We start from the raw sequence: 25,396 nt of genomic DNA on the forward strand, positions 1-25,396 counted from the left end.
CCGGGGCCGGCCGTGAGACCGGCCCCGGGAGGCGGTCAGGCGGCCTGCAGCTCGCGCTCGGCCTCGGCCTCGGCCTCGGCGGGGTCCCACGCGTCGCCGGCCGGCTTGTCGTCGGTCACCGGCAGGGCACCCTTGAACCGCATGGATACCGACACGTTCTCGGCGGTGACCTCCAGGATGCCGCCGGGCGTGCCGTCCTGCTGGCGGATGAAGGGCCACACGTTCAGGTCGTCGCGGGCCTTGACCACCACGGTGTCGCCCTTGCTCAGCTCGGCGCACCGTTCGGCGAGCTCGCCCCAGACGGTGACCTGCGCCCACATGGGGGTCGTGTCGACCCACTGCCCCTCGCTGGTGCGGCGGCGCCGGTTGTGGGCCACGCGCAGCCGGCACAGCGTCTGCCCGCCGTTGGTGATCTCGAGTTCGGGCGTGGCGGCAAGGTTGCCCTCGAAGGAGAGGTTGAACTCCGACATGTGCTGACTCCCGTTCAGGTGATGCGGTGCGGCCCGTGACCGCGCCTCGGATCGGGTGATCCGGGCGCCGCGGTGCCGCGCTGACGGGGCCGGTCAGAGCCCGCACAGAGGCCGAGGGGTGCAAGCCCCGTTCGAGTCAGAAGATCTTGGCGTCGAGCAACGCGAGACGATGTGGGCCAAGATGTTCTGCCGGGGCTTGCACCCCCGGTCTGGGTGGGCTGACCTTCGGGTCCCTCAGCAGCGGAACCAGCCGACGTCCACGGACCAGCCCAGCCGGGATGCCGGGACCGCCACGCGTGCACCTCGCGGAGCAGCCAACGTTGCCCGTCGCCGAGTGCCGGCATGAAGCCCATCGGGACGCACGCCGTCGGCGGACGGAACGCTGCGACCACGCGTCGCACCGCCGCCCGCCCCGAGGGCGGGCGGGATCCCCTCCTTGGCCGGATCGAGGCTGGGTGCTCGGTGAAGACGCTCCGGGCGAGCGGGGGGGTCAGGTGTGCGGCCCCGGCCAGGTGCGAACCGGTGCTTTCCTGCTACGACGTGCTGTGGCACCCTGCCGGTCACCGAGACGCCGGGGATGGCGCAGCCCGGCTCGCCATCCCGACGACAGCGTGCGCTGAACCTCTGCGCGTCCCAGTCCCGTGCTCAGGGCGGCTTCGGTGAGCTCGCGGCGCACGGCCGCCTCGTCCAAGGCAGTGGTCGCGGCCAGTTGCCCGAGCCGGAACGCGGCCCGGTTCAGCGCGTCGTTGCGGCCGCCGCCGCTGATACGGCGGCCGCCGCTGATCACCGGCCGCGGCGCCCGGCGGACACGTTCGGCTTCCCCGTCGAGCGCCGCTTGCACGTAGCGGTCCAGGTCCGCAATCGGGACCGACGGCGGGCTGACCGATGGCGGGGGTGCAGGCAACACTAGGGTGCGCAGCTGCGGTGGACAGCCGGGCAGATCGCCGGGCTTCCAGGGCTGCTGGAAGGTGTATCGGGTCCTGGTGTGGTGCAGCGACGGCGGTGCGACGACCAAGCCGCCTCGGCCGCGCCAGTCCACGCCGGGCAGGACCGCCACCCGGCTGGGCAGGCCACCGGCGGCGTACCACAGGTGCCACCCGGATCCTGTCCGGATCAGCGGCCCGGCTGGGCGAACCACGTCGAGCAGGTCGAGCACGACGCGCAGTCCGGCGTTGGTGTCGATGTCGCAGACGTCCAGCACGGTTCCGGTGACCAGGCCGATGTTCGCGTGCGGCCACCGTAACCACCACGACCGGATGACCTGCGGCTGCCGGGAGGCATCGTGCAGGCCGCGACGCACGCGGGGGTGCTTGCCTGGCGAACCGCAGGACGCGCCGGCTCGGCAGCTGCACACACCGCCCGCGTCGGGGGTATGCAGCGGCAGCACCGCGATCCCCGCCGCGGCGTAGCCGATCGCCGCGGCTACCAAATCCGCCGTCGTGAGCGACGGTCGCGAATGACCGTGGTCAACTGGCCCGGCCGGTCGGGACGCGTTCACTGCTGGCCTGCGCAGCGCCGGTACGCGCGAGGCGCAAGGTCTGCCTGCATGGTCGGCGTGCAGCGGTTGTCAGGGGCGGGCGGCCAGCAACCTGGGCGCAGTGGCCGTGGTGTCGAACCGGGAGGTCGCTGGGGCCGGTCGGCGAGGCGCACGTGGGACACGACGCTGTCGTAGGTCGCGGCGGCGCAACGGCGACCCGACCGCGGCGCTCGCGCCGAACGCGGATCACAGATGCCAGGTCTGCGTGCGAGACGAAGAGGGTGAGACACAACAGCTCCTTGGGTGACGGCGGTTCGTACAACCACCGATGTCGGCAGGTAAAGCTCGGCGCGTCCGCCGCTGTGGCGGACGGTGGTGGTGGACGTCGGTGGAGGCGGGGTTGGTCACGGTGACCGGCGGCGGTCACCGTCACGCTCGGCCGTGTGCGGCGGCGATGCCGCCGCACACGGCCGAGCAGGGCGGCGAGTGCGTTCCCGGCGGGGGTTATGGCCGGGTTATCCAGCGGCCGGGCTGCGGGCCGTCGGCGGGATGGCTGGGCTGGTGTTCGTGATCGAGCACCGTGGCGTCGGGATGGCTGGGCTGCCAGTGGCCGTCTGCGGCGGTCACGGCGTGGCAGCCTGCGACGGTGCAATGCGGTGCCAGAGGCTCGAAGGCGATGCTGTAGTGGCTGGCGTCGTCGGTGCTGACATACAGCGACAGCGGCCCGTCGGGATGCAGCACGCGGTGCGCGCTGGGCGGGCCGCTGATCAGGTTGGTGAGCTGCAGCGACCAACTGGCTGTGGCGTCGCGGTAGAGGTCGCTGTCGGTGCCGTACGCCGCGGCGAGCTCGATCAGGTGCTGCTGGCAGGAGGCGACGGTGGCGGTCGCGTCGGAACTGATGTCCAGGCGTCGCAGCTTCGGGTTGTCGTCGATGGGCTTGAGCAGCGGGGTCGGTACGGCCGGGTCGTCGTAGCTGGTTGGCAGCAGCGCGGCGAGGTCCATGCCGGTGGAGGTGGCCGCGCCCCACGTGTAGGCGCGATCGGTGACCGTGGTGACGATCGCGGTCCATTGACTGGCCGGGATCGCGTAGTTGTCGCGGTCGAACAGCGCGTCGTCTCGGACGTCGCGGTACGTGCGCGCCTGGCCGGTCAGCAGCGCGTCGAACACTGCGGTGACGACAGCGGTGACCAACTCCTGCGGGCCGAGGGCATCGCCGTGGATCTGCTCACGAATGGCGTCCAGCTCGGAGCGTGTCAGAGGGCGCCGCACGGCGGAGGGCGTCGGCGGCGGCGAGGTAGGGGTAAACCAAGGGTTCATAGCGCAACTCCGGTAAGAGGAACCGTCGGCGCACGCCAACGGGGGTGCGCCAGGACGGTCGATGGCAGGAATTTCGGGGCGGCTCACCGCGATACGGCCCGGCACTGCGCAGGCCATCCCGCGAGAACGCGGCGCTGGTCAGCCGCCCGAAGGACATCAACGGCCGCGTGTGCCGGGTGGGCGCCGCGCTGCACCTTCGCCGTCCTGGCGAGGGACGCAGCGCGGCGGGCGGGTCAGGCTGCCTCGGAGAACTCGTCGGGGTCGTACCACTCAGCGGTGTCATCGGCGGACGCGTCATTGCGGTCGAACGGTGCCCCGATCACCACGCCGTCGGCACCGTCGTTCGCCGCAAGCACGTCGCCCACCTGGTCCTGCTCGGTGGAGACGGGCACCTCCTGCGGGCCCTCGTTCGCCGAGAGCACGTCGACGTTCTCCTCCTGCTCGCCGGTGTCGGGCACCGGCGACGCGTCGGCGATCAGCGCGGCATCCGCAGTTACGACGTCCTCGTCGGCGTGCGGGCCTTCGTCGTCGTCCTCGTATTCGTCGTCGGTGTCGTCCTCGGTGGTCGCCTCGGCCGTCCAGCCCTGGTAGAGGGCCTGCTCGTCGTCGGTCAGCGGGTACTTGCGCTGGCGCAGCTCGTCGTACCAGGCGACGGCCTCCTGCTTGTCGATCCACATCCGGTGCGGCTGGGTGGTGCCGTTGAGGTTGTACTCCAGCGCGCAGATGTACTTGGCGACCAGACTGCGGCGCAGCCGGTCCTCCCCGGCACCGGCCAGGGTGTCATTGTCGGAACCACCGAGAGCCCGGTACAGCTCGTCCAGGTCGGCGGAGCGACTCATCGCCCGGCCGAGGGCGGCGGTCCGCAGCGCCGGCACGAACAGCGCGCGGGCACCCTTGGCGGTGCCGAACTTCTCGACGATGAACTCCCGGCGCACCGTCGCGGCCAGTGTGAGCCGCTCGAGGCGCTCCTTCTCCTGCTGCTCGGCGAGTTCCTTCGCGGCGATCTCTTCCGGGCTCAGACCACGGTGCGCTGCCGAGACCTCCTTGCGGCGGCTGTAGCCGTATTGCGCCGGGTCGTCGCAGTACACAACGGTGCTGGCCTGACCGCCGTTCTTCTCCACGAAGGCGTGGAAACCGGGCTGGGTCTTGACCGCCTCGACGTCGACCGGCTGACCGTCGGCGTCCAGGAGCAGGTCCGCGCGTACCGCGGTGCCGTCGTAGCCGAAACCGCGCGGCTTGGGCGTCACGTCGACGCTCTCGAGGACCAGGTGCGCCTTGGCGACGTCGCGGTTGCGGGCGTAGGCGCGCTTGTCGCGCAGCCGCGACAGCTCGTGCTTGAAGTCGTACTGGTCGCTCAGCTTGTTCAGCAGCTTGCTCTGGGCGTCCGGGTCGTCGGCGAACTCCTCCAGCGCGAGGGCCTGGTCCAGGGTGAGAGTGCCGGCGTTGAGGGCGCGTTGCGCGGTGGCCGGCAACGCGCGGGCCTTGATGGCGGTGCGGACCTGGCTGACGTCGACGCGGCGGGCGTCGGCGATCTGCTGGTCGCTGAGGCCCAAGTCGAGCAGCATCTGGTACGCCTCGGCCTGCTCGATGCCCTCCAGGTCCTTGTGGTGGTCGTTGAGTTCCAGGAACTGCAGGATGAGCTGGATGTCGTCGTCGGTGTCGGCGATGAAGCACGGCAGCTCGAAGCGTTCGGCCCCGATCGCCGCGTTGCGGCGCCGCAGCCCGTCGACGACGGCGAAGTGCTCCACGGGTTCGGCGTCTTCGATCGGCTTACCCTCGACGTCGGTGGCCGGGAACAGGCCGAGCGAGCGCACGACCAGCGGCGCGCGGACGCCGAACAGCCGCACGGAGGCGATCAGATCGTCCAGCTCGCCCATCTGCGTGCGCTTGATGCCTTGCGGCTCGTGCAGGTGGCGGGCGTCGAGCAGGCCGGCGCGAAACGGCAGCTGCTGGCCCTCCCGGCCGGTGCTGAGGTGCACCGGCCCGTCGACGACCTCGCCGATCATCGCGGTCTCAGCCGCTACGAGGTCGGTGCCGGCGACGGTGCCGGGCTCCTCGGGTGCGGGGACGTCGTTGTTCTCAATAGCCTCGGTGTCGTTGATGACGGTGGTCACGATGGAACTACCTCCACATAGAGAGCGGTGATGAGCTGCGCTCGGGCGGGCGCCCGAGCGGGGCTGGCCTGATCCGTCCCGGGCCGGCCGATCGACGTGAACCGCAAGGGCCCACCCCGGCGGTCACATCGACGCAGCAATGGCTGGTAGGGGTGGGCTTGCGGGGCGCGGCGCGGGCGGCCAGGATCAGTGGCCAGCCCCGCCGGCACCCGACCCGGTGCCAGCTGACGGGTCAACCGGCCCTTCGAAAAGCAGGCCGACATTGCTGGTGGGTGCGCCGCCACTGACGCAGGCGTCAGTGGGCGGCGGGGTGGCGCAGGCGGTGCGCGGGCACATGGGTCCGAACGACGCTGGTCACCAGCCTGGTCAACCGGTGACCTGGTCCTTCGCGGACGGCGCGCTGGCATGCCGCGATGGCCAGCGCGTGTTCGTCGCGACGCCATGCGCACCAGGCGGCCAACGTCGCGGGGCCGCTGGCGTAGCGGTCCGGAACGCGGCGGGTCACGTCCAGCCACAGATCGCGTTGCCACATGCACGCGCACACGTCGCCCCACGCCGCCTCGAGGACATCGCGGCGGGTCAAGGCGAGAGCCAGCGGCGCCAGCTGCCCGGCGGTGAGGCGCCGGCCGCGCTTGGCCGTGGCCCGAACGTCGTCGAGCAGCCCGGGGACGACGGCATCCGGTGTCAGGGGCGCCACCGCGGCCTCCACTTCGGCCTGCGAGACCAGGTCGGGGGCGACCAGAGTGTCCAGGGCCTGCCGGGACGGTAAGGCCACCATGCCGGCGTAGGCCATCTGGGCGGCGACCGGGCTGGTGGCCGGGTCGATGTCCATACCGCGGTGGGCCTGGCACGAACAGCTGTCGAGCAGACACACGCACCGCGAACCGGTGACCCACAGCAGAGTGTGCAGCGGCCAGAACAACTCGAGGATCCGGCCGATCGTGGCCAGGACCGGCCGTATCGGGGGTGGGCCGTAGCCGATGAGCGCGACCTCGGCGCACGGCTCGGCTGGGGCCTGCAACATCAGGTGCTCGCTCAATGCCTCGGCCGAGAACCGCAGCGGTTCCGCGGCCACGCCGAGGATGCGCTGATCGGCGCCGAGATACACCGCGACGATCTCGCCGCCCGGGTGATAGCCCAGCAGGTACGGCACGGCACCCAGCATGTCCTGCGGGCTGCGGACGGTGGTCTCAGGTGAGGGGTCGGTCATGATCACAGTCGCCTTTCAACGAGAGGGGTGCGGGCGTACGCCGCAGTGCCGGTGCTGAACACCCGGTGCGGAAGGTGGTTGGGTTTTCCGGGGGCTTCGTGTCACGCAACGGCGTCGTCATCGACCTATGGCGCGGTGTTTGCCGAAGCTGGGCATGGCGTGGTCGGGGCGCCTGCCCCCGGGAACCGGTTATGGCCGGTCGGTGGGCGCCTGCTCAGGGATGTCGGGGCGGGGGCGGAGCACGCCGAGCACCCGCACGTGGGGTGGCCCCGAGCCAGCCAGGCTCGATAGCGCCGGCGTGGTGGTGGACGCCGATGGGGTGAGGGGCCGTTGGGGGCGGCATGGGTTACCTCCAGGACGCACGGCAGGGCGCCCACCGCTTGGCGGGCGCCCTGCAATGGCGGGGATGAGAGGTGACGGGCCGCTACCTCAGGCGGCTGCCGCGGCCAGGCGCAGGGCCTTTGAGGCGGTGGTCTCCATTTGGTAGGCCGCGTCGGCGTCGCTGATGCTGCGCGCTACGGAGGTGACGGCCTGCATGATGCCGCCGGCGCTCAGGTCGGCCCCAGCGATGAAGTGCGCCAGGATGGCGTCCTGCTGTTCCTTGGTGTAATGCAGCTGCTGGGAGACGACCTTGATGGTGGTTTCCGGTCGGCGGACCGTGACTCCGGCCGCGCGTTCCAGGTCGGCGACAGCGCGGGCGACGAAGTCGACGTTGAGGTAGGCGCGGATCGTGTCGACGGTCTGCGAGGTGATCAGCTCCAGCAGTTTGCGTATCGTCCCCGCGGAGGGGTCGACGATGCCGTCCTCGTCGGTGATCCGGGCACCCAGATGGGTGCGACCGACGGCGCCGCGTTCGACGGTCTGGCCGTTGCGGCACACCTCGATGCGCAGCCACGGGGCCAGGGAGTAGCGGCCGTAGCCGGTCTCGGAGTTCTTCAGCAGGAACCCGCCGGAGATGACCGGCAGGTCACTGCCGCGGCGCCCGTCGAACGGCGAGCGGTAGTTGCGCAGCAGCTCCGGGGCCATGACCTGCACCTCGGGCGACACGAACCGCACGTACATGCGCCGGTCGGTCAGGTCGCAGGAGGCGATCTGCACCGCGACGCCGGCCTTCTCGATGCCCTCGATCGCCGCCGTCAGCACGTCGAGGTTGTTGATGCGCAGATACCGGTCGGACAGGAATGCCCGGGCGGTGCCGTCACCGCTGTCGGGGGTGCGGCGCAGGCAGCGGACCAGGAATCTGCGGTCGTCGCGTTCCAGCCAGCTGTTGACGTTGTCGTCCAGCAGCGGCACGTTCTCGGCGGCCAGCCGGCGAAGATACGGGACGGGGATGTCGAGCTTCGCGCCCAACCCGCCCAGTGCGACGTCGGAGAGAGCGAAGGTGCCGGGACCCACGCCTACGCCCGTGGAGGTCAGCACGGGCGTGGCGCGAGCGATGATCAACTTGCCGTTGTCGGCGTGCATGGTGGCGGCGCTGGCGTAGACGTCTACCGCCCGGTCATGTTGATCTCTGAGCGTGGCGATCAGGCTGTTCATCCCGATGTGGCGGTTCTGGGCCACGGTGAGCGTGGGTGTTGCCATAGAAGGTGCCTTCCAGGTGGGCCGCCACCGTGACGGTGGCGGTCGGCGGCACGCCCGCCGCAGGCCGTGGTCGGCGGGGCGAGCGTGTGCTGGCCCGCCGGTGCCCGGGGCCGTGCCCGGCCGGCCGGGCGGCAAGGCGGCCAGGGCGAGAAGATCTCTGGCCGAAGGCCAAGATGTTTTCGGCCCGCCTTGCGCCAGGCGCCGGGTCGGCCACCGTGCCCGGCCAGCACCGCCGCCGCCGTTGCCCGGACCGGGAGCCGCCACCGTGGAGAAGCGGTGCTCAGCCAAGGCCAGCCTGACGGCCCTGCCGTGCTCGTGCACGTCGTGAAGCCGTGAATCGGCCGCGCGATATCGCCTGGGCAACATCGCTCACCTGCGCGTTTTGTACTTAGGTGCCGCTACCTCACGACGGGCGTGGCGTTGACGCGCCAAGGGTCCAGGTAGCGCCGACGCGAGCCGGGTATCGGCCGGTGCTGGCGCGATGACCTGGATACGACGGCTGCGCGGGTGCGTCGGTCCGTGCGCGTCGGCGCAAAAGCCGGCTCGGGCGAGGCACGGACCCGGCGGGAACGTCGATGTAGCGCTCGCAGCGCAGCCGGACGTAGTCGACGTCGGAGCTGAAGGCGACGTACGTTCCGTTGAGGATCGTGCCGCCGAGCCGGTCACAACATGCAACCGATACGGGATACCAGCCGGTCACCGCGTAGGTGACGACGTGGCCGCAGGACAGGTCCAGGTCGAACACGCACCGCCGGTGCTGCTCGCGGGCGCCAGTCGGCGGCGAGGCGTTCGCCGCCGTGATGTCGGCGTCGTGGCAGGGCCGGCAGATCGGCCCGAGGTCGGCGTCGTAGCCGGCGTCGCAGTTCTCGCACACGATCCGCAGGCAGCGGTGACATTCGCCGGAGGCGGTGGTGCCCAGGTCGGCGTCGCAGAATCCGCACGGGCCCGTCATGCAGGCCGTCGTGTGCTGCCCCGCCTGGTGGTGGTGACACGGGTGCTCAGCCATGGTGGCCTGCACGGGCAAGCTCGGACCGGTAGTGGGCACGAGGTGACGGCCCGTCGTTGGCGAACGGTTCGGCTCGTAGCTGGGCGTGGTGGAGGGCTCGGTGGGTAGTCATGACGCGCTCGCAGCGAGGTCGGCTGCAGTCTGCAGGAACTCGCGGTAGGCGTGGTCGGCGACGTCGACGACCACGGCGAGTACCTGGCGCGGTAGATCGTCGGCGTCCCGGAATACCTGCGGGATCAGCTGGCCGGAGGCCATGGTGATCCGGTCGGCGATGGTGACCATGACCAGGAAGCCGCCGTCGCGGTAGTCACCGCTGACGGTCGCCTCGATGTCGACTGCGGTGACCGGTGCCGCGAAACGCAAGATCTGCTGTTCGCTGCAGTGCTCGATGAACGCCGCGACGTCGGTGCCGAAGTCCCGACCGCCGGGGTTCATCAGCGTGAACAGAGTCGGCAGCTCATCGGTGCCAGCGGCGTCGGCTGCGAGGTGATCCAGCCGGGCCAGATCAGCCCAGACGGTCAGTCCAGGGCCATCTGATCGCATCGTCGGGTTGGCAGTGCGCGGCCATGCAAGAGCCGCGCGGAGAAGGGCTTTGAGGAACATGCGGTGCTCCTGAGCATCGAAACAGGGCGCCCACCCGGATGGGTGGGCGCCCTGACGGACAAATAGCGAAGTGGAGTTGTCGGCTTCCCGAGGGCGGCGCAGGCCGCAGGGTCAGATCGTGTGGCGCCGCGGGCGATACAGCTCGACGGCGGTGTCCACGGCGTCGCGGTCGGGGTGGCCGGCACCGCGGAGGTCACTGACCGTCCATGCGAGCCGCAGCACCCGGCCATAGCCCCTCGTGCTCAGCTGACCGGTCTCGACCATTCGGCGCAGACCGTCTGTTGCTGATGCGGGGATACGAAACCGCGGCCGCCGTAGGACATCGTTGGAGACCTCCGTATTGGTGGAGAAGCCCTCCTTTGCCCACCGCTCGGCGGCTGCCTCCCTGACGGCGGCAACCCGAGCCGCGACGGTTGCGGTCGAATCCCGCGCACAGCTCTCGCCGGACGCGGCCGGTTCGACGGTGACGGCAATGTCTAAGCGGTCGGAGATCGGGTGGAGCTGGTTGCGGTAGCGCCGGCGGGCCGGTGCGCTGCACCCGTCGCCCCGGCTGTGGGCGGTGGAGCACGGACACGGCCGGGATGTGGCGATCAGCTGAGCGTCGGCGGGGAAGGTGCTGGTGCCCCGTGCGCGCGCCACCTGGACGATGCGGCGCTCGAGCGGCTGACGCAGCGCGTGCAGGACCTCGGGTGCGAAGTCCGGGGCGTCGTGCAGCAGCAGGACGCCACGATGCGCCAAGCTGACCAACCCCGGTCGCCGGCCGCCGATCATGCTGGCCACTGACGTCGCGGTCCCCGGGGACTGCAACGGGGGGCGCCGGACCAGCGCGTCGACGGGATGACCCGCGGCGGCATGCAGGGCGCTGACCTCAACGGCCTGACGATCGTCGAGATCCGGCATGAGTGACCGCACATAGTCGCCGATCACCGTCACCGGCAGCTGCGGTGCGGCGGTGACCCCGAGGTGGTGCCGCCCCGCAGCGGCGACCTCCAGGGCGAATCCTGCTGGCGATATCGACGCCGGCAGCTGTGCCGGGCCCGCTTCGGCTGGACCATCAGTTGCCCTCGCGCGGTCCTCGGAAGGGTCGGGTAGAGCGGGTTCAACGCCGGTGGTGGCCCAGTTGAGCAGGTCGGACAGGGCGTTGAGAGCGATCACGCGTACGCCGGGCACCAGCATCGCCTGGCGGGCGTTGGCCGCCGGCACCACGACGGTGTGGTATCCCCGCTCGGCGGCTGCGGCAACCAGGGCGAGCGTTTCGGGGACCGGCCGTACTGCTCCGTCCAGACCGACTTCGCCGAAGAACATCGTCTCGCTCAGCGCGGTGAACCGGAGGTGACCGGCAGCGGTGAGGACCGCCGCAGCGACCGCCAGGTCGGTGCCGGGAGGCACCGACCATTGTCCCAGTGGGGCGACGGAGATGATGATGTTGCGGTCCGGCCAGGTCAGGCCGCTGTTGGTGATACCCGCGTACACGCGGTCGCGCAGCTCGGGATACGAGGCGCCTTCCGGGTCGACCGCGACCAGGCCGCGGCCGCCGGTCAGCGCGCTCACCCGGACGATGACCTCGCGAAGGTCACCACCGTCGAGCGTCAACGTCGCCACGCTCAGCGCGGTCATGCCGGCCACCGCGCCGACCGGACGCTGTAACGCATCCCCGCCAGGGCCTGTCGGCGCTCGGGCGAGACGTGGTCAAGGGGGAACTGCTGACCCGCGCGTACATCGCGGGTGTTGTCAATGGTGGTGGGCAACGACGGCCTCCGTAGTCATAGGGGTCCCGGCGGCCGAGGCGTTGCGGTGGCTGCCGGGAAGGACGGCTCGAGTCGGCCCGCCCGGCGTGGTGCCGGTGTCCAGCCCCGGTGCCGCAGGCTGACTGCGCCGGTGCAGTCGTCGACCCCGATGCCACGCTGGTCGCGATGGCCGGCCGGTGGCTTGACGACGGCGCGCGCGGGCGGGACCGTGCCTAGTCCCTTCCCGCGCGGGCGCCCGACATGAGGCGCGACCGATCTGTCGCAGAGTCACTGCCGGTCCGCGGCGCTGGCCGGTCGAGGATGACCTCAGCGACGCCCAAGGCCCGCGCCCGTAGCTCGTCGGCGGCCTCACGCACAGCGAACTCGTCGTTCTCTTGCCCGGATTCGTTCGCCTCGTCGCACAACCGTTGCGCTTCGGTCTGCATGGCGTCGGCCGCCGCCACCAGCTCGAAGAACGTGGTGCGTCGCGGGCTGTGGAACACCGCGCGCAGCCCGGCGATGAAGGCACGCGCGTGAGCGGGGTCGCGCAGTGGGACCACCGCGTTGCCGGTCGTGACGATGTAGCCGCCCGTGGTGTCGTCTGGACGCCACTGGTGTAGTAGCCCGACCGCGGTGAGGTGGGCCAGGTCGGCGGCGATGTCGGCCGCAGGGGTGTGGAGCTGGCTAGTCCGGTCCGGGGAGGTCACGTCGGTCACCAGTCCCATGCGGGAAGGCCGTTGACGCGGTCGGCGTCGGCATCGAGCAGCACGTAGTCGGCGCCGAAGCGGTGCGCGTACTTCCATAGCTGCCAGACAGCCTCCGGGACGGTGTCCGGGTGCTCGTTGCGGTGCGCGGCGAGGTTACTGGGCACGACCAGCAGCCAGCCGTGGCGGGTGTCGTAGGCGGTGACACCCCAGTAGTCGTTCAAGCGGGTGCACACTTGCTCGGGAAGATGGCCCGTGGACAGGTCGAGCACGCTCGCGATCCGCGGACCGCTGGTCTTGGCCCTCAGCTGCCCGCGAGCGCGGTTCAACCAACCGTGCAGCTGCTGTTCGGTGCCGGCGACCCGAATGCCATCCTCGTTGGTGGCGGTGGTCGTGATGATCGAGTACGTGCCGTCGGAATCGGGTTCGTCGACGTCTTTGGAGACGGCGAACGTCTCCGCTGCGTCGAGGACCGTGACGTCGTGTTGCGCTTGGACGCATTCCAGCCTGATCAGCATGTTTCTTCCTTCGTGCTGCTGTGGATGATGAGTGGTGAGATGTGGGGCTGCGCTCCGGCGATGAGCCGCCGTGGCTGTCGTCGTCGCAGAGCACTAGGGAAGCCGCGTGCCGGTTCCCGGCGGCGCGGACTTGGCGCTGCTACGTCGGTGTGGCGTCGGGGAGCAGGCGCTGGCGTTCCAGGGCCAGCAGCGTCCGCGCGGGGGCGTGCCAGCGGTCGTCGCCGATGAGCGCGGTGGTCCGCCCGTCGATCAGCGCGTGCAGAGCCGGGATCTGCTCGGCGTAGGCGCCGCCGATCGCTTGCAGGTCGGCGCAGGCGCGGAGCGTGGCGTCGCGCATTTTCTTCGTCCACGGGACGCTTGCGGGCGGAACCTGGATCCGGCGGCGTGTTCGGCCGTAGATGGGCCCTTCGCACAGGTGGTAGCCGAGCCAGACGACCGGCGGGTGAAGGCCGGCGGCTTGCGCGAGCAGGGCGACTTTGTCGTAGTCCCAGGCGCGGCCGCCGCGCTGCTGGCGGTGTCCGGCGACTTTCGGGCGCGTCAGCGTGCGCCAGTAGTCGGGGTGGACGCCGGTGGAGGCGACCAGGTCTTTCTCGTCGGTGAAACCGCCGGCGCCCAGGGCGTGCGGTAGCTGGTCGAGTAGCAGGTGGGCCAGTTCGCGGCGGACGGCTGGCACCGCCGGGTCATCCGCTGGGGCCAGGCGCGGGGCGCGGGGTGCGGGCATCGGCTCGTCGGGCAGCTCGGGAAGTGCGGCACCGGCGGCGAGGTAGTCCAGGAGCACCGCGGCGAAGTCGTCGAGCGTCTGCTCAAAGCCGCGGGTACGGTCGTGATAGTCGCCGATGGGCAGCCATCGGCCGCCGCCGCGGTGCGCCACGCGGTGCCCAGCCTCGTGCAGCAGAACACGCCGGGTCCGGTGTCGGCTGCTCAGGGCTGCGCGGTGGACAGCGACGTCGCCGGTGCCCGGGTGGTAGAACCCGTCGGAGCAGGGCGATTCTTCGCTGTCGGAGTACACCCTGACCCGGTCCAGCGCGAACGGGCCGATCGCTCGGCGCACCAGCTGCCGCGTGTCGGTCAGCACGTCGCGTTCGGCGGCGGTGAGCTGTCGCTGAGAAACCCAGGTGGTTCTGTTCCGGGCGCGTTGGTAGTGCTGCGTGCGGCGGGTCCGGGCGATCTCGACGCCGAGCCGGTCCATGAACGCCCACAGCTGGTCGCGGGGCAGGCCGGGGGCGCTGAGCTCGGTGTAGCCCTTGTCGGCCAGGTCGAGTTTGGCTTCCTCGTTTCCCGAGGTGGTGTAGAAGGACAGGGTGGGCAGGTGGGTGCCTGCCCACGTCCGCCAGGCGGCCCGGGCCCGCGGGAGGTGGATGTCGGTGAAGAACTGCTCCGGCTCCCGCAACTTCCCGCCATTGAGCACATGCTGGGCGAACCGGTCGATGACTTGCTGGTCTTCGCTGTCGGCGAGGATGGCCCGGACCGCGTCGCGTAGGGCGCCGGCTTCGATGACGGTGCGGTCGCGGTTCTGCAGGCCCTTGGCGTCCAACGGCAGGTCGTAGGAGGCCAGCAAGCCGGGCATGGTGGTGACCAGAACACCGCCGATCCATACTCGGCCCGGCTGGCCGCCGAGCACGCACGTGCCGTGGCCTTGCGGCGGCTGGTAGCCGGGCTCGCTCAGCGCCCTGAACCGGCTGATGGCTTCGTCGGCAAGATTCTTGGGGCAGGCGACGGTGATGACGGTGCCGCGGGTGCGGTCGCTGCGATGCAGGTGGTAGACGAGGACCTCGGTGCCGGCGGCGGATCGTGACGGTACGAGGCCGTCGAGCAGCCGGCGGCGTTCGACGGCCGGGATGAACCCGTAGCCGACGGTGTCGTACCGCAGTTGACCGACCTCGGGGCTGCGGGCCAGGACGAGACAGGCGAGCTTCTTGCCCTCGCCGAACTGGCCGATCTGAGCGTCGGTCTTCGTCGAGTAGCCCAGCACCAGTCCCTCTTCGGGGATGCCGGGGCCGTCGTCGCTGATGGTCAGGACACCGTCGGCCCACCCGACGTGGGCGCCGGGGTCCTCGTCGAGCGCGTTGGCGATCAGCTCGCACAGCGCCCGCACGGGTGTCCATGACTTCACGTACTCCGGTGAGATCGGGTACGCCAGCGTGTCCACCGAGGCCGGCATAGCGGTGGTGGCGACGGTGTCGGGTTGGTGCTCTGCGACGTCCGCGGATGCGAAGTCGTCCACGAGACAATCTCCTTGCTCAGTCAGAGAAAGAAATGGGGGGCTTCCGACTGCGGCGCTCGGGGCGGCCAGCCGTTCCGGAGCAGGGCGCAGTGCTGGCGCCGCTATGCGGGTGCGCGGCAGTGACCTTCGGGCCCGGCGACGGTGGGCACGTGCGGCGGCAGGGTGACCGTCACGGTGAGGCCGGCGGTCACGACGGCGCGGTGTCCCAGCACCGTGCGCACTGGGACACCGGCGACGGGCTTACGGCACGAGGCCCTCGAGGTCAGTGCCGTCGGGCAGTGGCCAGGGCAGCGTGGCCGGATTGATTCCGGAGGCCAGTACGGCGTCGATGAGGGGCGACATGGTGTTGTCCGGCTCGGCTTGTACGGCTTTGGCCAGTGCGGCCCAGGCCAGCGCCGGTTCGCTGCGCCGCCAGGCGCTCCAGGCGGCCAGGTTCGCCGGCGCCGCCACGCGGTTCGGTGGCACCCGGCGGGTCATGTCGAGCCAGAGGTCGTGCTGCCAGTCCTCACCGGTGGTTGCCCGCCATGCCGCGCTACGGCCGTCGTTGTCGGTCAGGGCCACGGCCAGGTACGCGGCTTGCTCGTCGCTGAGCTGGTTGCCGGCGGATGCGATGTCCAGGCTGGTGTGCACGACGGCGGGCGCGTCCGGCAGCTGGCCCGGTACCCGGTGCAGGGCGGCGATGGTGCGGGTCTGCGCGTCGGGGTCCGGTTCGACGAACGCGGCGGCGTGGTCGCGTGAGGGCAGCGCCACGTTCCCGCGCAGTGTCATCTCGGCGGCGATGACGCTGCTGGAGGGGTCCAGGACGGCACCATGCTCTGGTGTGCAGGGGCACCCGTCGTTGAGGCAGTAGTACCTGCCGTCGTCGACCAGCAGGCACGCGGCGATGGTGACCGCCATGTTCAGCGCATCGACGATCCCGGCGATCCGTTCGCGATCCGACAGCGGCCCGTAGGCCACGACGAACGCAACGCCGGCGTCCGCGCGGGCGGCGGCAGTGCTGCTCTCGGCGACGATGACCTCATCCGGTGCCTGCCGGCCGATACTCAGACTGCAGGACAGGCGCCCGTCGCCGGTGAAGAACACCACGACGACGCTGTCGTTCGGGTGATATCCCAGCACGTACGGGATGGTGGCGAGCAGGTCACCCGGACCGCGAACGACCGACGGAGCAGAGTCAAGCACAGCAATCACTCCCTGAGGGCATGGCAGATGTCGCAACCCCGACCTGCATCACCCCCGCCGGCACCGTGATCGGGGAGAGTCACCGATCGCGGTGCACCGGCCGAAGGCGGGCACCCGGGGTCGCGCTGACCCCGGGCGCGGACCGGCCCTGACGGCCCAGGGCAGGCCAGGGACCAGACCGGCACGCCCACCGCAGCCGCATCTCCACCTGATGCGATCGTGGTGGTGGGCGTGCCGGGCGCAGCGCCCTGACCGGCCCGGGACGGGGCCGGTACAAGCGCTTGCGGGCAGCGGCGGCCACCGGCTGCCCGCGCCGATCATCACGGCAGACGCTCGGAACGGCCGCACCGTGGAGTGTCTGGTGTCCGGTTCGGTTCAGCTGGTGGCTGGCGTCAGTTCCGTGATCACGTCTGCGGCGGACGTGACGATGCGCGCACCGATGTGGGCACGGAGGATGTTGTGACAGCCCACCGACATGGCCGAGGTCACCGGCCCCGGCACGACCATCGCTGGACGATCGAGATCGAGGGCTCTGCTGATCGTCTGCACGGCGCCGCTGCGGGCGGCGGCCTCAACAAGCACGGTGCCGGCAGCGGTCGCGATCAGCCGGTTACGGATGCCGAAGCGGTGGCGAAGCGGCTCGGCGCCGGTCGGCCACAGGCTGACCAGCAGACCACGCTCGATGATCTGGTCGAACAGGTCCGCATTGCCCGCGGGGTAAGGGCGGTCGATCCCGCAGGCGAGCACGGCGACGGTGAGGCCATCGGCGGTCAAAGCGCCGCGGTGCGCCGCCGCTTCGACGCCGAAGGCCCCGCCGGACACGATGGTCCACCCCCGGGTGGCCAGTTCGTGCGCCAGCTCGGTGCTGACGTGTTTGCCATACGGTGTCGCCGCCCGGGCTCCCACGACCGCCACGGACCGTGGGAATGCCTCACGCAGCGACCAGTCTCCGCGCACCCACAGACACAGGGGCGGCTTGGTATCCCGGGCGACCGGCCCGTCGCCGGGGCTTGACTCGAGCCGGGCGAGGTCGTCGACCTGGGCCGGCCATTCCCTATCGCCGGGCACGACCAGCCGTGCGCCGATCCGCTGGGCGCGGCGCACCGCCAGCTGCGCGAACCGGCGAACGTCGCCCTTGGCCGTGCGGGCCGTCACGGCCGCGCGCAGCGAAGCGTCCGGGGCATCGCCGGCGAGCAGGCGCTCTAATGCCGCCGGTGCTCCGTCGTGCTCGACCATGGACCAGATCGTTGGATGGCCCGGTTCGGCCACCGTTGTCAGGGCGACCCGGGCAACCCGGTCCGCCTCGTCTGCGGCTTCCGGCGCCGGGCCGGTGGAGGAGCTGTCGCTGCGCATGGGGGTTCCCTTCGCTCATAGAGGTGGAACGCATGGATGCAGGTGCTGATCGATGCGGCAGCAAAGGCGCCGATCGATGTGCTGGCGCGCGGAAATGACCGCTGCCGTCTCCAGCTGGTAGGTGATGTGCGTCCAGGCAGGACAGGGCCCGGCCTGGTGCTGCGGCTAGGGCGCCGAACGTGCGTCGCGGGCCCGCCGTCGCGGTGCCGGCGGCTGCGGGTAGCCCATGCCGGGCGCGAAGAGCGTGACCTCGCCCCACTGCTTGGCGTGATAGAGCGCGATGTCGGCGGCGGTCAGCGCGTCCGACCAGGAGGCGGTGGCAGCCGCGTACGCAATTCCGGCGCTACCGCGTACCCGCACCGACTCGGCACGGCTGCCGGTGGTGATGTCAGATACGGCGTGTGCTGCGACCTGCCGTGCCACCGTTTCGCTGCAGCCCGGCAGCAGCAGAGCGAATTCGTCGCCACCGAGCCGGCCCGCCCACCCACGGTGCCGCGCCGCCAGGTCGGCTAGCCGGGTACCGAGGGCGCTCAGGACCTGGTCCCCGGCCGGATGACCGTGTTCGTCGTTGACTGACTTGAACATGTCGAGATCGACGAGGATCAGGAAGAGCCCGCGATCATTGGCTGCGGCATACGCCTGCCGGAGACCGACCCGGTTCAGCACGCCTGTGAGCGGGTCGGTGCGCACTTGATCGGCGAGCACGTCGTTGTGCTGGCGCAGGCGGCGGATCGTGGACGTCACGCTGAGCCGACCGCCGAGGAATGCCGCTGCGATAAGCCCAGCAGCCACCGTCTTTCGCACGAGATCGCCCCCTAGGAAGAAAACCGTCCAGCTCACCCAGCGGCAGGCGCTACGGACGCGGACGGCGAAGACACGGATGCCAGGGGTGTCAGCGCCACCGCCCGGCGAGTTCGCGGGCACCCGGCGCGGACCCCGCCGGAGGCGGACAAGACCGCTGCAGCCACAGCGCCCGCCGCGCTACGGCGGCGAGCGTGTGCTGGCCCGACGGGCCGGGGCCGGCCCGGATCGGCGGCCGGCAAGGCGTCAAGGGGCGAGAAGATCTCTGGCCGCAGGCCAAGATGTTCTCGGACCGCCTTGCGGCTGTCCCGGGCCGTGCCATCGTGCCTGGCCAGCACCGCCGCCAGCGTTCGGCGCCGCGGCCGAGGGACGGGGAAGGCCGTGACGGCGTTACCGCCGCGTGCCGTGAGAGGTTCTTCGTGCCGCGCGGGCTGCCGCGTCGGCCGCTTGCCAGGTGCTGAACCGCCGACCGGCGATCCGCTTTAGGAAGGCCGGTATGCGGTTCGCCGACATTCCCACCATCGGCGGCCCGAGTACAGCGAGTAGGTCCGAGCTACGTTGCGAGGACCAGCCAGCCCGGTCGATGGCATCTTCATCGGGAAAGACGTCAGCCACTCGGTCTACGCCCGGGTTCAGGGCGGGATCCTGAGTGCCTCCGTAGGAGAAGACCCAGTGCAGGTTGCCCGGCGGGTCGGGTTCGACCAGCCGCCGGAATCGGTCGACTTCTTTGGTGTAGCAGTAGAAATGGACGTCAGGAATGGCTCGACAGATACGCACCCACGCGTTGAGGTAGTCGTCGGAGAAGAAGTCTCCGGAGTCATGAATTCTGACCCACCGGCCCGCGAACCGCGGCGCCTGCAACTCGTCGATCATCGCCCGCTGCCACCCGGGCAGGTCGTCGAGCACGAACCGTAAGTTCGCCTGATGGCGGCCGCGGACGACAGGCCATAGGTAGCTGCCGTGAAGGGCGTAGCAGACCTGCCGGCAGATGCCCGCTGGACGGGCACGTGTTGTAGGTCCGCCCGTCCGGCAGCCGCCCGGCCCAGGCGGGCAGACTCCACGTCCACACGCCGATGTTCCTGAGCCGACGGTTGCTCTGCGTCAGCAGCCGCCCGGCTCGCTCTGGCCGACTGGCGGTTGCTGCGGGAACCGGTGTGTCATCCGGCCAGAGTGTGAGCTGGTCGGGTGCGGCATTGTTCGTCTCGTTGGTGGACGCGGCTCGGTGACGGCGCCTTTGGCTGTCAGAGACACTGGCGCTCGGCGTATCGCTCACGGCTCCCGCAGCCAACGGCCGGTGCGAACGTCGATGCGCCGCACGCCGTCCTCACCGCGGTCGGCCCCTCTTCCCCAGGTGACGCGGGACAGGTAAGGCTCGACGGCGCCAGCGATGATCGCGAAAGTGGGGTCGTTGTGGTCGAGGACCGTGCCGTCGCCCGAGGTCACCCGGCGCAGGGTGCACCCGGCATCCGGCTCGTCCCCGCTGGCTACGTCGTACGAGACGGCGCCAGCGACCAGAGAGCGAATAATGTGTCCGGCCTCGGCGATGGTCTCGCCGGCACGGAACGACGACGCGATGATGTCGCGGACGTCGGTTTCGGTAAGGCCGAGGTCGGCGTTCGCTTTCGCCGCGATCGCGCGGGCGGTGGTGATGTCATGGCCCCAATACCAGGGCGAGGCGTAGGGCCCGTTACCGCGCAGCGGAGTATGGCCGGGCTCGTCCTCGTTGACGATCGAGGGGATGTAACCGTGTTCGGTTTGCATGGTCTCGTCGATGTAGAACGCATGCCGCTTGCCGGACATCGGGGTGGGAGTCATCAGCGCACCATTGCTTTCGGAGTCGTTTAGTGAGTTCGGGCGTATCGAGGGCAGGAGCGTCTGCAGATTGGTGCTGACCGGTGCATGTCCTCGGCCGGAGCCGCGGTGCGATGACCGTGGCTTGTCCGCGCCGAGCCGGCGTCGGCTCGGGTTGCCGACGGGCGCGGATTGATCCGACGGGCGAGCGTGAGGCTGAACGCGGCCGGCGTCGATCTCCCGCGTATACCCGGACCGGCACCCGCCACGGAGCGTTGCTTCGGGCTCGGCTGAATCGTCCAGCTCGACCGTCTCGGCGCATGACCTGCGGCTTCCGAGGTTCGGTGCGCAGTGCGGGTATCCGCCGAGGGCGGCCCGGAACGGCGGCCGTCCGTATCAGCGGGATTCGTCGTGGTCGTCGGCTTCGATGGTGCTGCTCGCGCAGCCTGCCGGGCATCGGCCGTCACCGCTGGCACCTGCGGCGATCGTGGTGAGCGACCAGGGGCACCAGTCGTCTGAGTCGTTGCGGTGATTGTTGATGCGGCATCGGCCGATGCCGGCCGCCTCGCCGGTTGGCTCGTTGTCGAACTGGGCGACGATCCGCGCGACAACCTGCGGGATGGGTGACGTTGCGATCCTCGCGTTGAGGCGTGCCATCTCGTCGCATGTCAGGACACGCCCCACCCAGTACTCGATGAGGTCGTGGGTGATGATCAGGGCCGGTCGTGCCTGGTCGGGCACGGCGCGGCAGTTGTCGTCAGGCGGTCTGGCGGGATCGCTTCGGGTGTTGCCGTCGGCGCTCATGGCGGCTCCATGGAGGGCGATGGCCCAGGCGGGGTGATGGTGTGCCGCCCGGGCGGGGACGGCACGAGAAGGCCCGGCCGGGCGCAGGCGGTGTCAAGCCCGCCGCGGTGCCCCGCCGCGGCCATCACGCACTACCGCCGGCTCGTATTCAGCGGTCATTTTGAGGGCCAGCCGTGCGGGGTGGTCGCCGTGGTGTGGCTTGATGGCGCCACGAACGGCCGGGACCGTGCTCCGTCACCAGACCGGCGGCGACCTCAGCTAGCCGGCCCAGGGGAGCCTGCGTCTCTGTTGTTGCTGTCCCCGCCGATGAAAACGACTACCAGCACGTGTGGCGGCCTCATTGTGTATGGATGGTGACGCTGACTGTTGACTCCAGGTTCAACTTCCTGCGGGCAGTACCTTGGCGCCCTGCTCGCGGACGTTTTCAGCTCGCCGGCCGACTGTGCTGTCGACGACGAGCAGCTGAGCGTCACAGAACTGCCTATATTGAGCGCGGATCGCCTCTTCGCCGACCGAGTGGCCGCCGTCTCGTCCGCGTTGGCGGTCGCGCTCGATGCATACGTCGAGCGGGACGTCGGTCATGTCCCAGATCTCGAGCTCAGCTTCGCACCGGTCGGCGACCACACGGATTTCGTCGAGGTAGTGAGGTAGGAGAAACGGGTCGTCACATACGACGTCGAGACCCGAATTCAGTAGCGTCTCGATGAGCGTGTTGACCGCAAGTTGCTCTCGTTCGGCGTAAAGCAGGCTGTAGGCAGCGCCGTTGTTGAGCATCGCGTGTGGGTGCAGCATCTCTGCTATCTGATCGGAGCCGACCCGCGCGCGACCCTCTGGATGCTCGGCGACCCACTTCAACGCCCGGGTCGTTTTGCCGGCGGCCGGCAAGCCGCGCGTTATTACCAGGCGTCTCCCCATGTGGTCCTCAGTGAGTTCAGGTAAGGCTGTGAGGGCGGCGGCGTGGCGGCTCATCGCGCGCGTCGGGTGGGCCGCTGGTGCTCAGCGCCGGGGCGGTGTTGATGTTCGTCGCCTGCTCAGCGTGGTCGCGGCTGAGGCAGCCTACGGATGGCTGCGCCCTGGCAGCTACGGTGATTGCCGAAGCCGGCACGCCGGTCTCGAACAGTGACGTCAATGCTGCTCAGTGACCCCTGCGCGATAACTAGCGGTGATAGTTCGGTGGTCACGTCCAGACGGCGACGGGTGTGCCGTCGACCTGTTCGGGCGGGCTGGGGTAGCTGCGCGCGGTGCCCGTCGCTTTGCGGTGGGCGCTCCAGGCAATGGCGGCGGCGTCGAGGATGTCATCCGGTGGAGCCATCCCGGCGGGCCCGAGGATGTGGGGTACGACGATGCCGTGCCGGGCGAGGAGGTCTCGGCGGTGATGGTGGCCGGTCCAGGTCTTCTTGGCATGGATGAGCGGCTCGCCGGCCATGGTGCGAAATGACAGTTCGGGGTTGGCCTCGAACAGCAGGGTGGGGTGGCGCTCTCGGATGGCGTTGGCCTCGAGGACCTTGGACCGTAGGCCCCAGGACTGGCGGCTGAGACCGGTGCCGGTGAGTTCTCGGCAGCGTTTGTTGGCGCGGGTAAAGTCGGCTTCCTGCCATACCGGCCACGGTGGGATGCGCTGAACGCTGCCGCGGCGAGCGCCGAGCTGTTCGGCGACGACGGTTTCGACGGTGCGCCACCGGTCGGCCGGAATTCCGAGGGCTATGTTGACGCCGATGGCCGCGGCGCTGGAACTGGCGGCGATGATCTCGTACAGCGAGGCCGCGAGCATGGCCCGGGCGAAAGCGCCGTCGTGCAGTTCCACGGCCACCCAGCCGAGGGCGTACGCGTCGACCCCGATCACCCGGGTCATGAATGAGCCTGGCGGGACGGCAAAGCGGCGATAGTGGCGGCGACCTGGTCCGACACAACCGGTCTGCCCCTTCTGCCGATGTCGGTCGTCGCGCCGGCGTCGATGAGGCGTTGCTGAATGAAGCCGTACGAGGCGTCGACCTCGCCGGCGATCTGCCGGATCGTTAGCTGGTCCTTCTCGTAGAGCTTCTTCAGCAGCGACAGCTCCTTCTTCTGCGCGTCGGTGGTGAGCGCTCGGAATTTGTCGGTGTAGGGAAAGCGATGCCGGGCCTTGCGCTGTCGCGAGCCGTCGGTGGACATGGGTAGCCCTTTCAGGGGTAGATGGCGGTCGCAGATGGGCGTGGGGTTGGGTGAGAAGCGGGTGCCGGTGAACCGGTTTACATCCGCAGTTCGGCGTAGACGGCGATGTGGTCGGAGCCTTCTTGGGTGCCGCTGGGGGCGACCAGCGTGCGGAAGCTGGTCGGGATCACGTGTGGCAGAAGGGCGTCGTTGACGAGCAGGTGGTCGATGGTGAGCGGGACTTCGCCCGGTTTGTCGATGACCGTCGGTTGGATGCGCATGGTGTGGCCGCTGGCGATCCAGGCGAGCTCGGAGAGCAGGTGGAAGCCGATGCCGTCGTCGCGGACGCCGGTGACGGGATTCCAGGTACCGACGAGGCTGTCGAGCGCGTCGCTCGAGTGGACCCATGCGCCGCCAACGTGACGGGCTTTGCGGCGGCGGACCAAGGGTGTGCAGGGTTCGGGATTCCAGGGTGGGTAATGCTCACCGGAGGGCTGCTCGTTGAGGTCCCCGCCGACGATGACCGGCGTGCGGTCTTTCGCCCAGCGGTGCAGTCGCGCTGCTGCCTTCACCCGGGCCTGTGGGTGGTCACCCGGGAAGTGGTCGACGGCGGCGATCAGCTCTGGCCGGGTGCGGGCGTCGGCGTCGAGTACGGCGAACCGGCAGATGTTGACCTGGTCGGGGTAGGGGTCAACCTCGCCGCGGTCGATCCAGAACCGGGGCAACAGCAGGCCCGGGTCGTAGAAGATCGCTGGCGTGATGGGTCCGCGGTCGCCGCGGCCCAGCAGCGCCGCGTAGGGCGTGCCGAGAACGTCGGTGATGGCCTCGGCCGCCTGATAGAGGCCGGTGTTCCCGGCCGCGCCGTAGTTCTTGGCCTCACAGAACAGGATCAGCGCCGGCCGCTTGGGTGCGCGGGAGAGGGTGTTCTGTAGGCCGTCGAAGCGGTAGCGCAAGGTGGCTTTGTTCAAACCGCCGCCCTCGTAGTTGCAAGTGAGGACGGGCAGCAGGATGGGCACGGCGGGGTCCTTTCGGTGCACGGCAGGGCGGCGCTCGAAGGCGGCTGCCGCGCTCGGTTAGCGCACCGGTCACGGGTCGGCCCGCGGTCGTGTCGTCGGCAGCCACAGCGTGTGTTGGCTGTCGGGTTGCGGGAGTTGATGGCGTGGCGGATGGCTGCGATTTACGCGCGCGGGTTCACCTGCGGGGAGGGCTTTCACGAGGTCGGGCGGCGCTGGGCGGGGGGCCTCTTCGGCTTTCCTTGGGATGCTGGTCGTCCCGTGATGGCCATGACGGCGTGTTCGGCGCACCGTTCGGCGGGTTCAGTGGTTTCGATGTGTGTCCACGGAAAGCGGTAGTGGTCCGTGGTTCGCCTCAGCGCAGAGTGTTGTTCGCGGTAGCTGAACAGCCGCTGTTCGAAGGTCATCGGTTCGCCGCGGGTGCGGATTGACAGCGGTCTGCTGCACGACGCGCAGGTCGGCTGTCGTCCGGCTTCTGTCGAGGCAGGTTGTAGCGGTTCGTTGTTTGGGTCGGGCTGGCAGGCCGAGCAGATGCGGTTCTGGGCGCGGCCGAGCAGGGTCAGGTCGCGGGCGTCGAGTTCCACCACATGCAGGCGGACCCGGTCGGCCGGGTCGCAGGTGGCGAACAGGTCCAGGCAAGCACTACTGGTCACTAGGTTGTCGAGGACGACCACTGAGCCGGGCTCGGTCAACGCGTGATGGCGCAGCGCGGCGGCCAGGACAAGCACGGTGGCGTCGTGAGCGCCTGCGGGCTGGGCGTCGGTGTTCAGCCAGCTCTCCCGGTCGGCCAGTTGCGTGAGGTCGGGCATGTTCAGATAGCGGCCGCCGGTGGACGCGGCGATGAGTCGGGCCACGGTGGTCTTGCCGGAAGCCGGCGGCCCGACCACGGCGACGGTCTGTACGTCGTGCTCGGCGTTCATGACCGGCGTTCCGGGGCGGGTGACGCAGATGGCGTCGGCCTCATCGGGGCTGTCGGGGCCGGGGCGACGTCGGGGTGGCATCGCCCGGTGCAAGCCTCCACCGGATCCCGCGGCTGCGTGGCCGTAAACGTCTCCTCTATGGGAGGAGCAGCCAGGTCGTGCAGACTCTGTCTGTGAGGCCGCGAAGTGCCCGTCTTGGTCGTGGCGACCCGGGTGAAGCGGCCGTAGAAGGCGGTGCCAGTGACCTGGCGACCCGGCGACAGGGCGGCGCTGGTGGTGGACGCCGACGACGGTGACGCGCTGCTGTGATTGATCACAAGGAGGTCTTTCCGTAAGTCGCTGGCTTGGGGGAACCGTGTCAATGGCCAATCAGTTCGCCCCAGAGGCGGCCAGTAGTCGTCCCCGCTGGCGGCCACGGATTTCTCCCCGCTGGCGGCCAGATAAGTTCCCC

Annotated in this window: 23 protein-coding genes and 1 pseudogene; all 24 read right to left on the reverse strand. The window is 70.0% G+C overall.

Going from position 1 to position 25,396, the window contains the following annotated elements; genetic code table 11:
• Positions 1 to 35 precede the first annotated feature (35 nt).
• Entirely contained in the window at positions 36 to 470 is a 435-nt protein-coding gene (locus AB0K03_RS33400; RefSeq protein WP_364693367.1) for a single-stranded DNA-binding protein, read from the reverse strand.
• 490 nt (positions 471 to 960) lie between these two features.
• Entirely contained in the window at positions 961 to 1,899 is a 939-nt protein-coding gene (locus AB0K03_RS33405) for a bifunctional DNA primase/polymerase (protein WP_364693370.1), read from the reverse strand.
• A gap of 552 nt (positions 1,900 to 2,451) precedes the next feature.
• Positions 2,452 to 3,216 carry a hypothetical protein gene (locus tag AB0K03_RS33410; RefSeq protein WP_364693373.1) on the reverse strand — a complete coding sequence of 255 codons (765 nt, stop codon included), beginning with the start codon at positions 3,214 to 3,216 and terminating at the stop codon, positions 2,452 to 2,454.
• A gap of 281 nt (positions 3,217 to 3,497) precedes the next feature.
• A complete protein-coding gene (locus AB0K03_RS33415; protein WP_364693376.1) occupies positions 3,498 to 5,378 on the reverse strand; it encodes a ParB N-terminal domain-containing protein in 1,881 nt (626 codons plus the stop codon).
• A gap of 295 nt (positions 5,379 to 5,673) precedes the next feature.
• Positions 5,674 to 6,588: a DUF4192 domain-containing protein gene (locus tag AB0K03_RS33420; protein WP_364693379.1), complete on the reverse strand. Its 915-nt coding sequence runs from the start codon at positions 6,586 to 6,588 to the stop codon at positions 5,674 to 5,676.
• A 429-nt stretch (positions 6,589 to 7,017) separates the two neighbouring features.
• Entirely contained in the window at positions 7,018 to 8,169 is a 1,152-nt protein-coding gene (locus tag AB0K03_RS33425; protein ID WP_364693382.1) for a DUF932 domain-containing protein, read from the reverse strand.
• Between the two features lie 403 nt (positions 8,170 to 8,572).
• Positions 8,573 to 9,175, reverse strand: coding sequence for a hypothetical protein (locus tag AB0K03_RS33430; protein WP_364693385.1), 603 nt, complete (start codon positions 9,173 to 9,175; stop codon positions 8,573 to 8,575).
• Between the two features lie 108 nt (positions 9,176 to 9,283).
• Positions 9,284 to 9,778: a hypothetical protein gene (locus tag AB0K03_RS33435; RefSeq protein WP_364693387.1), complete on the reverse strand. Its 495-nt coding sequence runs from the start codon at positions 9,776 to 9,778 to the stop codon at positions 9,284 to 9,286.
• A gap of 111 nt (positions 9,779 to 9,889) precedes the next feature.
• Complete coding sequence (locus tag AB0K03_RS33440) at positions 9,890 to 11,395, reverse strand: ATP-binding protein (protein WP_364693390.1); 1,506 nt, start codon at positions 11,393 to 11,395, stop codon at positions 9,890 to 9,892.
• 343 nt (positions 11,396 to 11,738) lie between these two features.
• A complete protein-coding gene (locus AB0K03_RS33445) occupies positions 11,739 to 12,221 on the reverse strand; it encodes a hypothetical protein (protein ID WP_364693393.1) in 483 nt (160 codons plus the stop codon).
• The gene (locus AB0K03_RS33450; RefSeq protein ID WP_364693396.1) at positions 12,218 to 12,727 is read right to left on the reverse strand and encodes a hypothetical protein; all 510 of its coding nucleotides are present in this window, start codon (positions 12,725 to 12,727) and stop codon (positions 12,218 to 12,220) included. Before AB0K03_RS33450 ends, AB0K03_RS33445 begins: the two co-directional genes overlap by 4 nt.
• A 139-nt stretch (positions 12,728 to 12,866) precedes the next feature.
• Positions 12,867 to 14,951 (reverse strand): ATP-binding protein, encoded by a 2,085-nt coding sequence (locus AB0K03_RS33455; protein WP_364693399.1) that lies wholly within the window; start codon positions 14,949 to 14,951, stop codon positions 12,867 to 12,869.
• Between the two features lie 240 nt (positions 14,952 to 15,191).
• The gene (locus AB0K03_RS33460; RefSeq protein ID WP_364693402.1) at positions 15,192 to 16,133 is read right to left on the reverse strand and encodes a DUF4192 domain-containing protein; all 942 of its coding nucleotides are present in this window, start codon (positions 16,131 to 16,133) and stop codon (positions 15,192 to 15,194) included.
• A gap of 375 nt (positions 16,134 to 16,508) precedes the next feature.
• On the reverse strand, positions 16,509 to 17,486 hold the full coding sequence (locus tag AB0K03_RS33465) for a DNA-processing protein DprA (protein ID WP_364693405.1): 978 nt from the start codon (positions 17,484 to 17,486) through the stop codon (positions 16,509 to 16,511).
• A 165-nt stretch (positions 17,487 to 17,651) separates the two neighbouring features.
• Complete coding sequence (locus tag AB0K03_RS33470) at positions 17,652 to 18,290, reverse strand: GGDEF domain-containing protein (RefSeq protein ID WP_364693408.1); 639 nt, start codon at positions 18,288 to 18,290, stop codon at positions 17,652 to 17,654.
• A gap of 387 nt (positions 18,291 to 18,677) precedes the next feature.
• Positions 18,678 to 19,277, reverse strand: coding sequence for a GP88 family protein (locus AB0K03_RS33475; RefSeq protein WP_364693453.1), 600 nt, complete (start codon positions 19,275 to 19,277; stop codon positions 18,678 to 18,680).
• Between the two features lie 52 nt (positions 19,278 to 19,329).
• A pseudogene (locus AB0K03_RS33480) lies at positions 19,330 to 19,560 on the reverse strand (hypothetical protein); the annotation flags it as partial.
• On the reverse strand, positions 19,557 to 20,102 hold the full coding sequence (locus AB0K03_RS33485) for a hypothetical protein (protein WP_364693411.1): 546 nt from the start codon (positions 20,100 to 20,102) through the stop codon (positions 19,557 to 19,559). The pseudogene AB0K03_RS33480 and the gene AB0K03_RS33485, both read right to left, overlap by 4 nt.
• A gap of 372 nt (positions 20,103 to 20,474) precedes the next feature.
• A complete protein-coding gene (locus tag AB0K03_RS33490; protein ID WP_364693414.1) occupies positions 20,475 to 20,882 on the reverse strand; it encodes a hypothetical protein in 408 nt (135 codons plus the stop codon).
• A gap of 378 nt (positions 20,883 to 21,260) precedes the next feature.
• Positions 21,261 to 21,851 (reverse strand): ATP-binding protein, encoded by a 591-nt coding sequence (locus AB0K03_RS33495; RefSeq protein WP_364693417.1) that lies wholly within the window; start codon positions 21,849 to 21,851, stop codon positions 21,261 to 21,263.
• A gap of 208 nt (positions 21,852 to 22,059) precedes the next feature.
• Positions 22,060 to 22,734 carry a DUF429 domain-containing protein gene (locus tag AB0K03_RS33500; RefSeq protein ID WP_364693420.1) on the reverse strand — a complete coding sequence of 225 codons (675 nt, stop codon included), beginning with the start codon at positions 22,732 to 22,734 and terminating at the stop codon, positions 22,060 to 22,062.
• A complete protein-coding gene (locus AB0K03_RS33505) occupies positions 22,731 to 23,033 on the reverse strand; it encodes a helix-turn-helix domain-containing protein (protein ID WP_364693423.1) in 303 nt (100 codons plus the stop codon). The genes AB0K03_RS33500 and AB0K03_RS33505 overlap by 4 nt, the downstream gene beginning before the upstream one ends.
• A 77-nt stretch (positions 23,034 to 23,110) precedes the next feature.
• On the reverse strand, positions 23,111 to 24,028 hold the full coding sequence (locus AB0K03_RS33510; RefSeq protein ID WP_364693426.1) for a hypothetical protein: 918 nt from the start codon (positions 24,026 to 24,028) through the stop codon (positions 23,111 to 23,113).
• A 194-nt stretch (positions 24,029 to 24,222) separates the two neighbouring features.
• A complete protein-coding gene (locus tag AB0K03_RS33515) occupies positions 24,223 to 24,945 on the reverse strand; it encodes a hypothetical protein (protein WP_364693429.1) in 723 nt (240 codons plus the stop codon).
• Positions 24,946 to 25,396 lie beyond the last annotated feature (451 nt).

The organism is Actinoplanes sp. NPDC049316 (assembly GCF_040677315.1).
Lineage (GTDB): Bacteria > Actinomycetota > Actinomycetes > Mycobacteriales > Micromonosporaceae > Actinoplanes.

Coding starts and splice junctions, on each gene's coding strand:
- AB0K03_RS33400 (WP_364693367.1), bottom strand. CDS start 470: ATGTCGGAGTTCAACCTCTCCTTCGAGGGCAACCTTGCCGCCACGCCC.
- AB0K03_RS33420 (WP_364693379.1), bottom strand. CDS start 6,588: ATGACCGACCCCTCACCTGAGACCACCGTCCGCAGCCCGCAGGACATG.
- AB0K03_RS33425 (WP_364693382.1), bottom strand. CDS start 8,169: ATGGCAACACCCACGCTCACCGTGGCCCAGAACCGCCACATCGGGATG.
- AB0K03_RS33430 (WP_364693385.1), bottom strand. CDS start 9,175: ATGGCTGAGCACCCGTGTCACCACCACCAGGCGGGGCAGCACACGACG.
- AB0K03_RS33435 (WP_364693387.1), bottom strand. CDS start 9,778: ATGTTCCTCAAAGCCCTTCTCCGCGCGGCTCTTGCATGGCCGCGCACT.
- AB0K03_RS33440 (WP_364693390.1), bottom strand. CDS start 11,395: ATGACCGCGCTGAGCGTGGCGACGTTGACGCTCGACGGTGGTGACCTT.
- AB0K03_RS33450 (WP_364693396.1), bottom strand. CDS start 12,727: ATGCTGATCAGGCTGGAATGCGTCCAAGCGCAACACGACGTCACGGTC.
- AB0K03_RS33465 (WP_364693405.1), bottom strand. CDS start 17,486: ATGCGCAGCGACAGCTCCTCCACCGGCCCGGCGCCGGAAGCCGCAGAC.
- AB0K03_RS33485 (WP_364693411.1), bottom strand. CDS start 20,102: ATGACTCCCACCCCGATGTCCGGCAAGCGGCATGCGTTCTACATCGAC.
- AB0K03_RS33490 (WP_364693414.1), bottom strand. CDS start 20,882: ATGAGCGCCGACGGCAACACCCGAAGCGATCCCGCCAGACCGCCTGAC.
- AB0K03_RS33495 (WP_364693417.1), bottom strand. CDS start 21,851: ATGAGCCGCCACGCCGCCGCCCTCACAGCCTTACCTGAACTCACTGAG.
- AB0K03_RS33500 (WP_364693420.1), bottom strand. CDS start 22,734: ATGACCCGGGTGATCGGGGTCGACGCGTACGCCCTCGGCTGGGTGGCC.
- AB0K03_RS33505 (WP_364693423.1), bottom strand. CDS start 23,033: ATGTCCACCGACGGCTCGCGACAGCGCAAGGCCCGGCATCGCTTTCCC.
- AB0K03_RS33515 (WP_364693429.1), bottom strand. CDS start 24,945: ATGAACGCCGAGCACGACGTACAGACCGTCGCCGTGGTCGGGCCGCCG.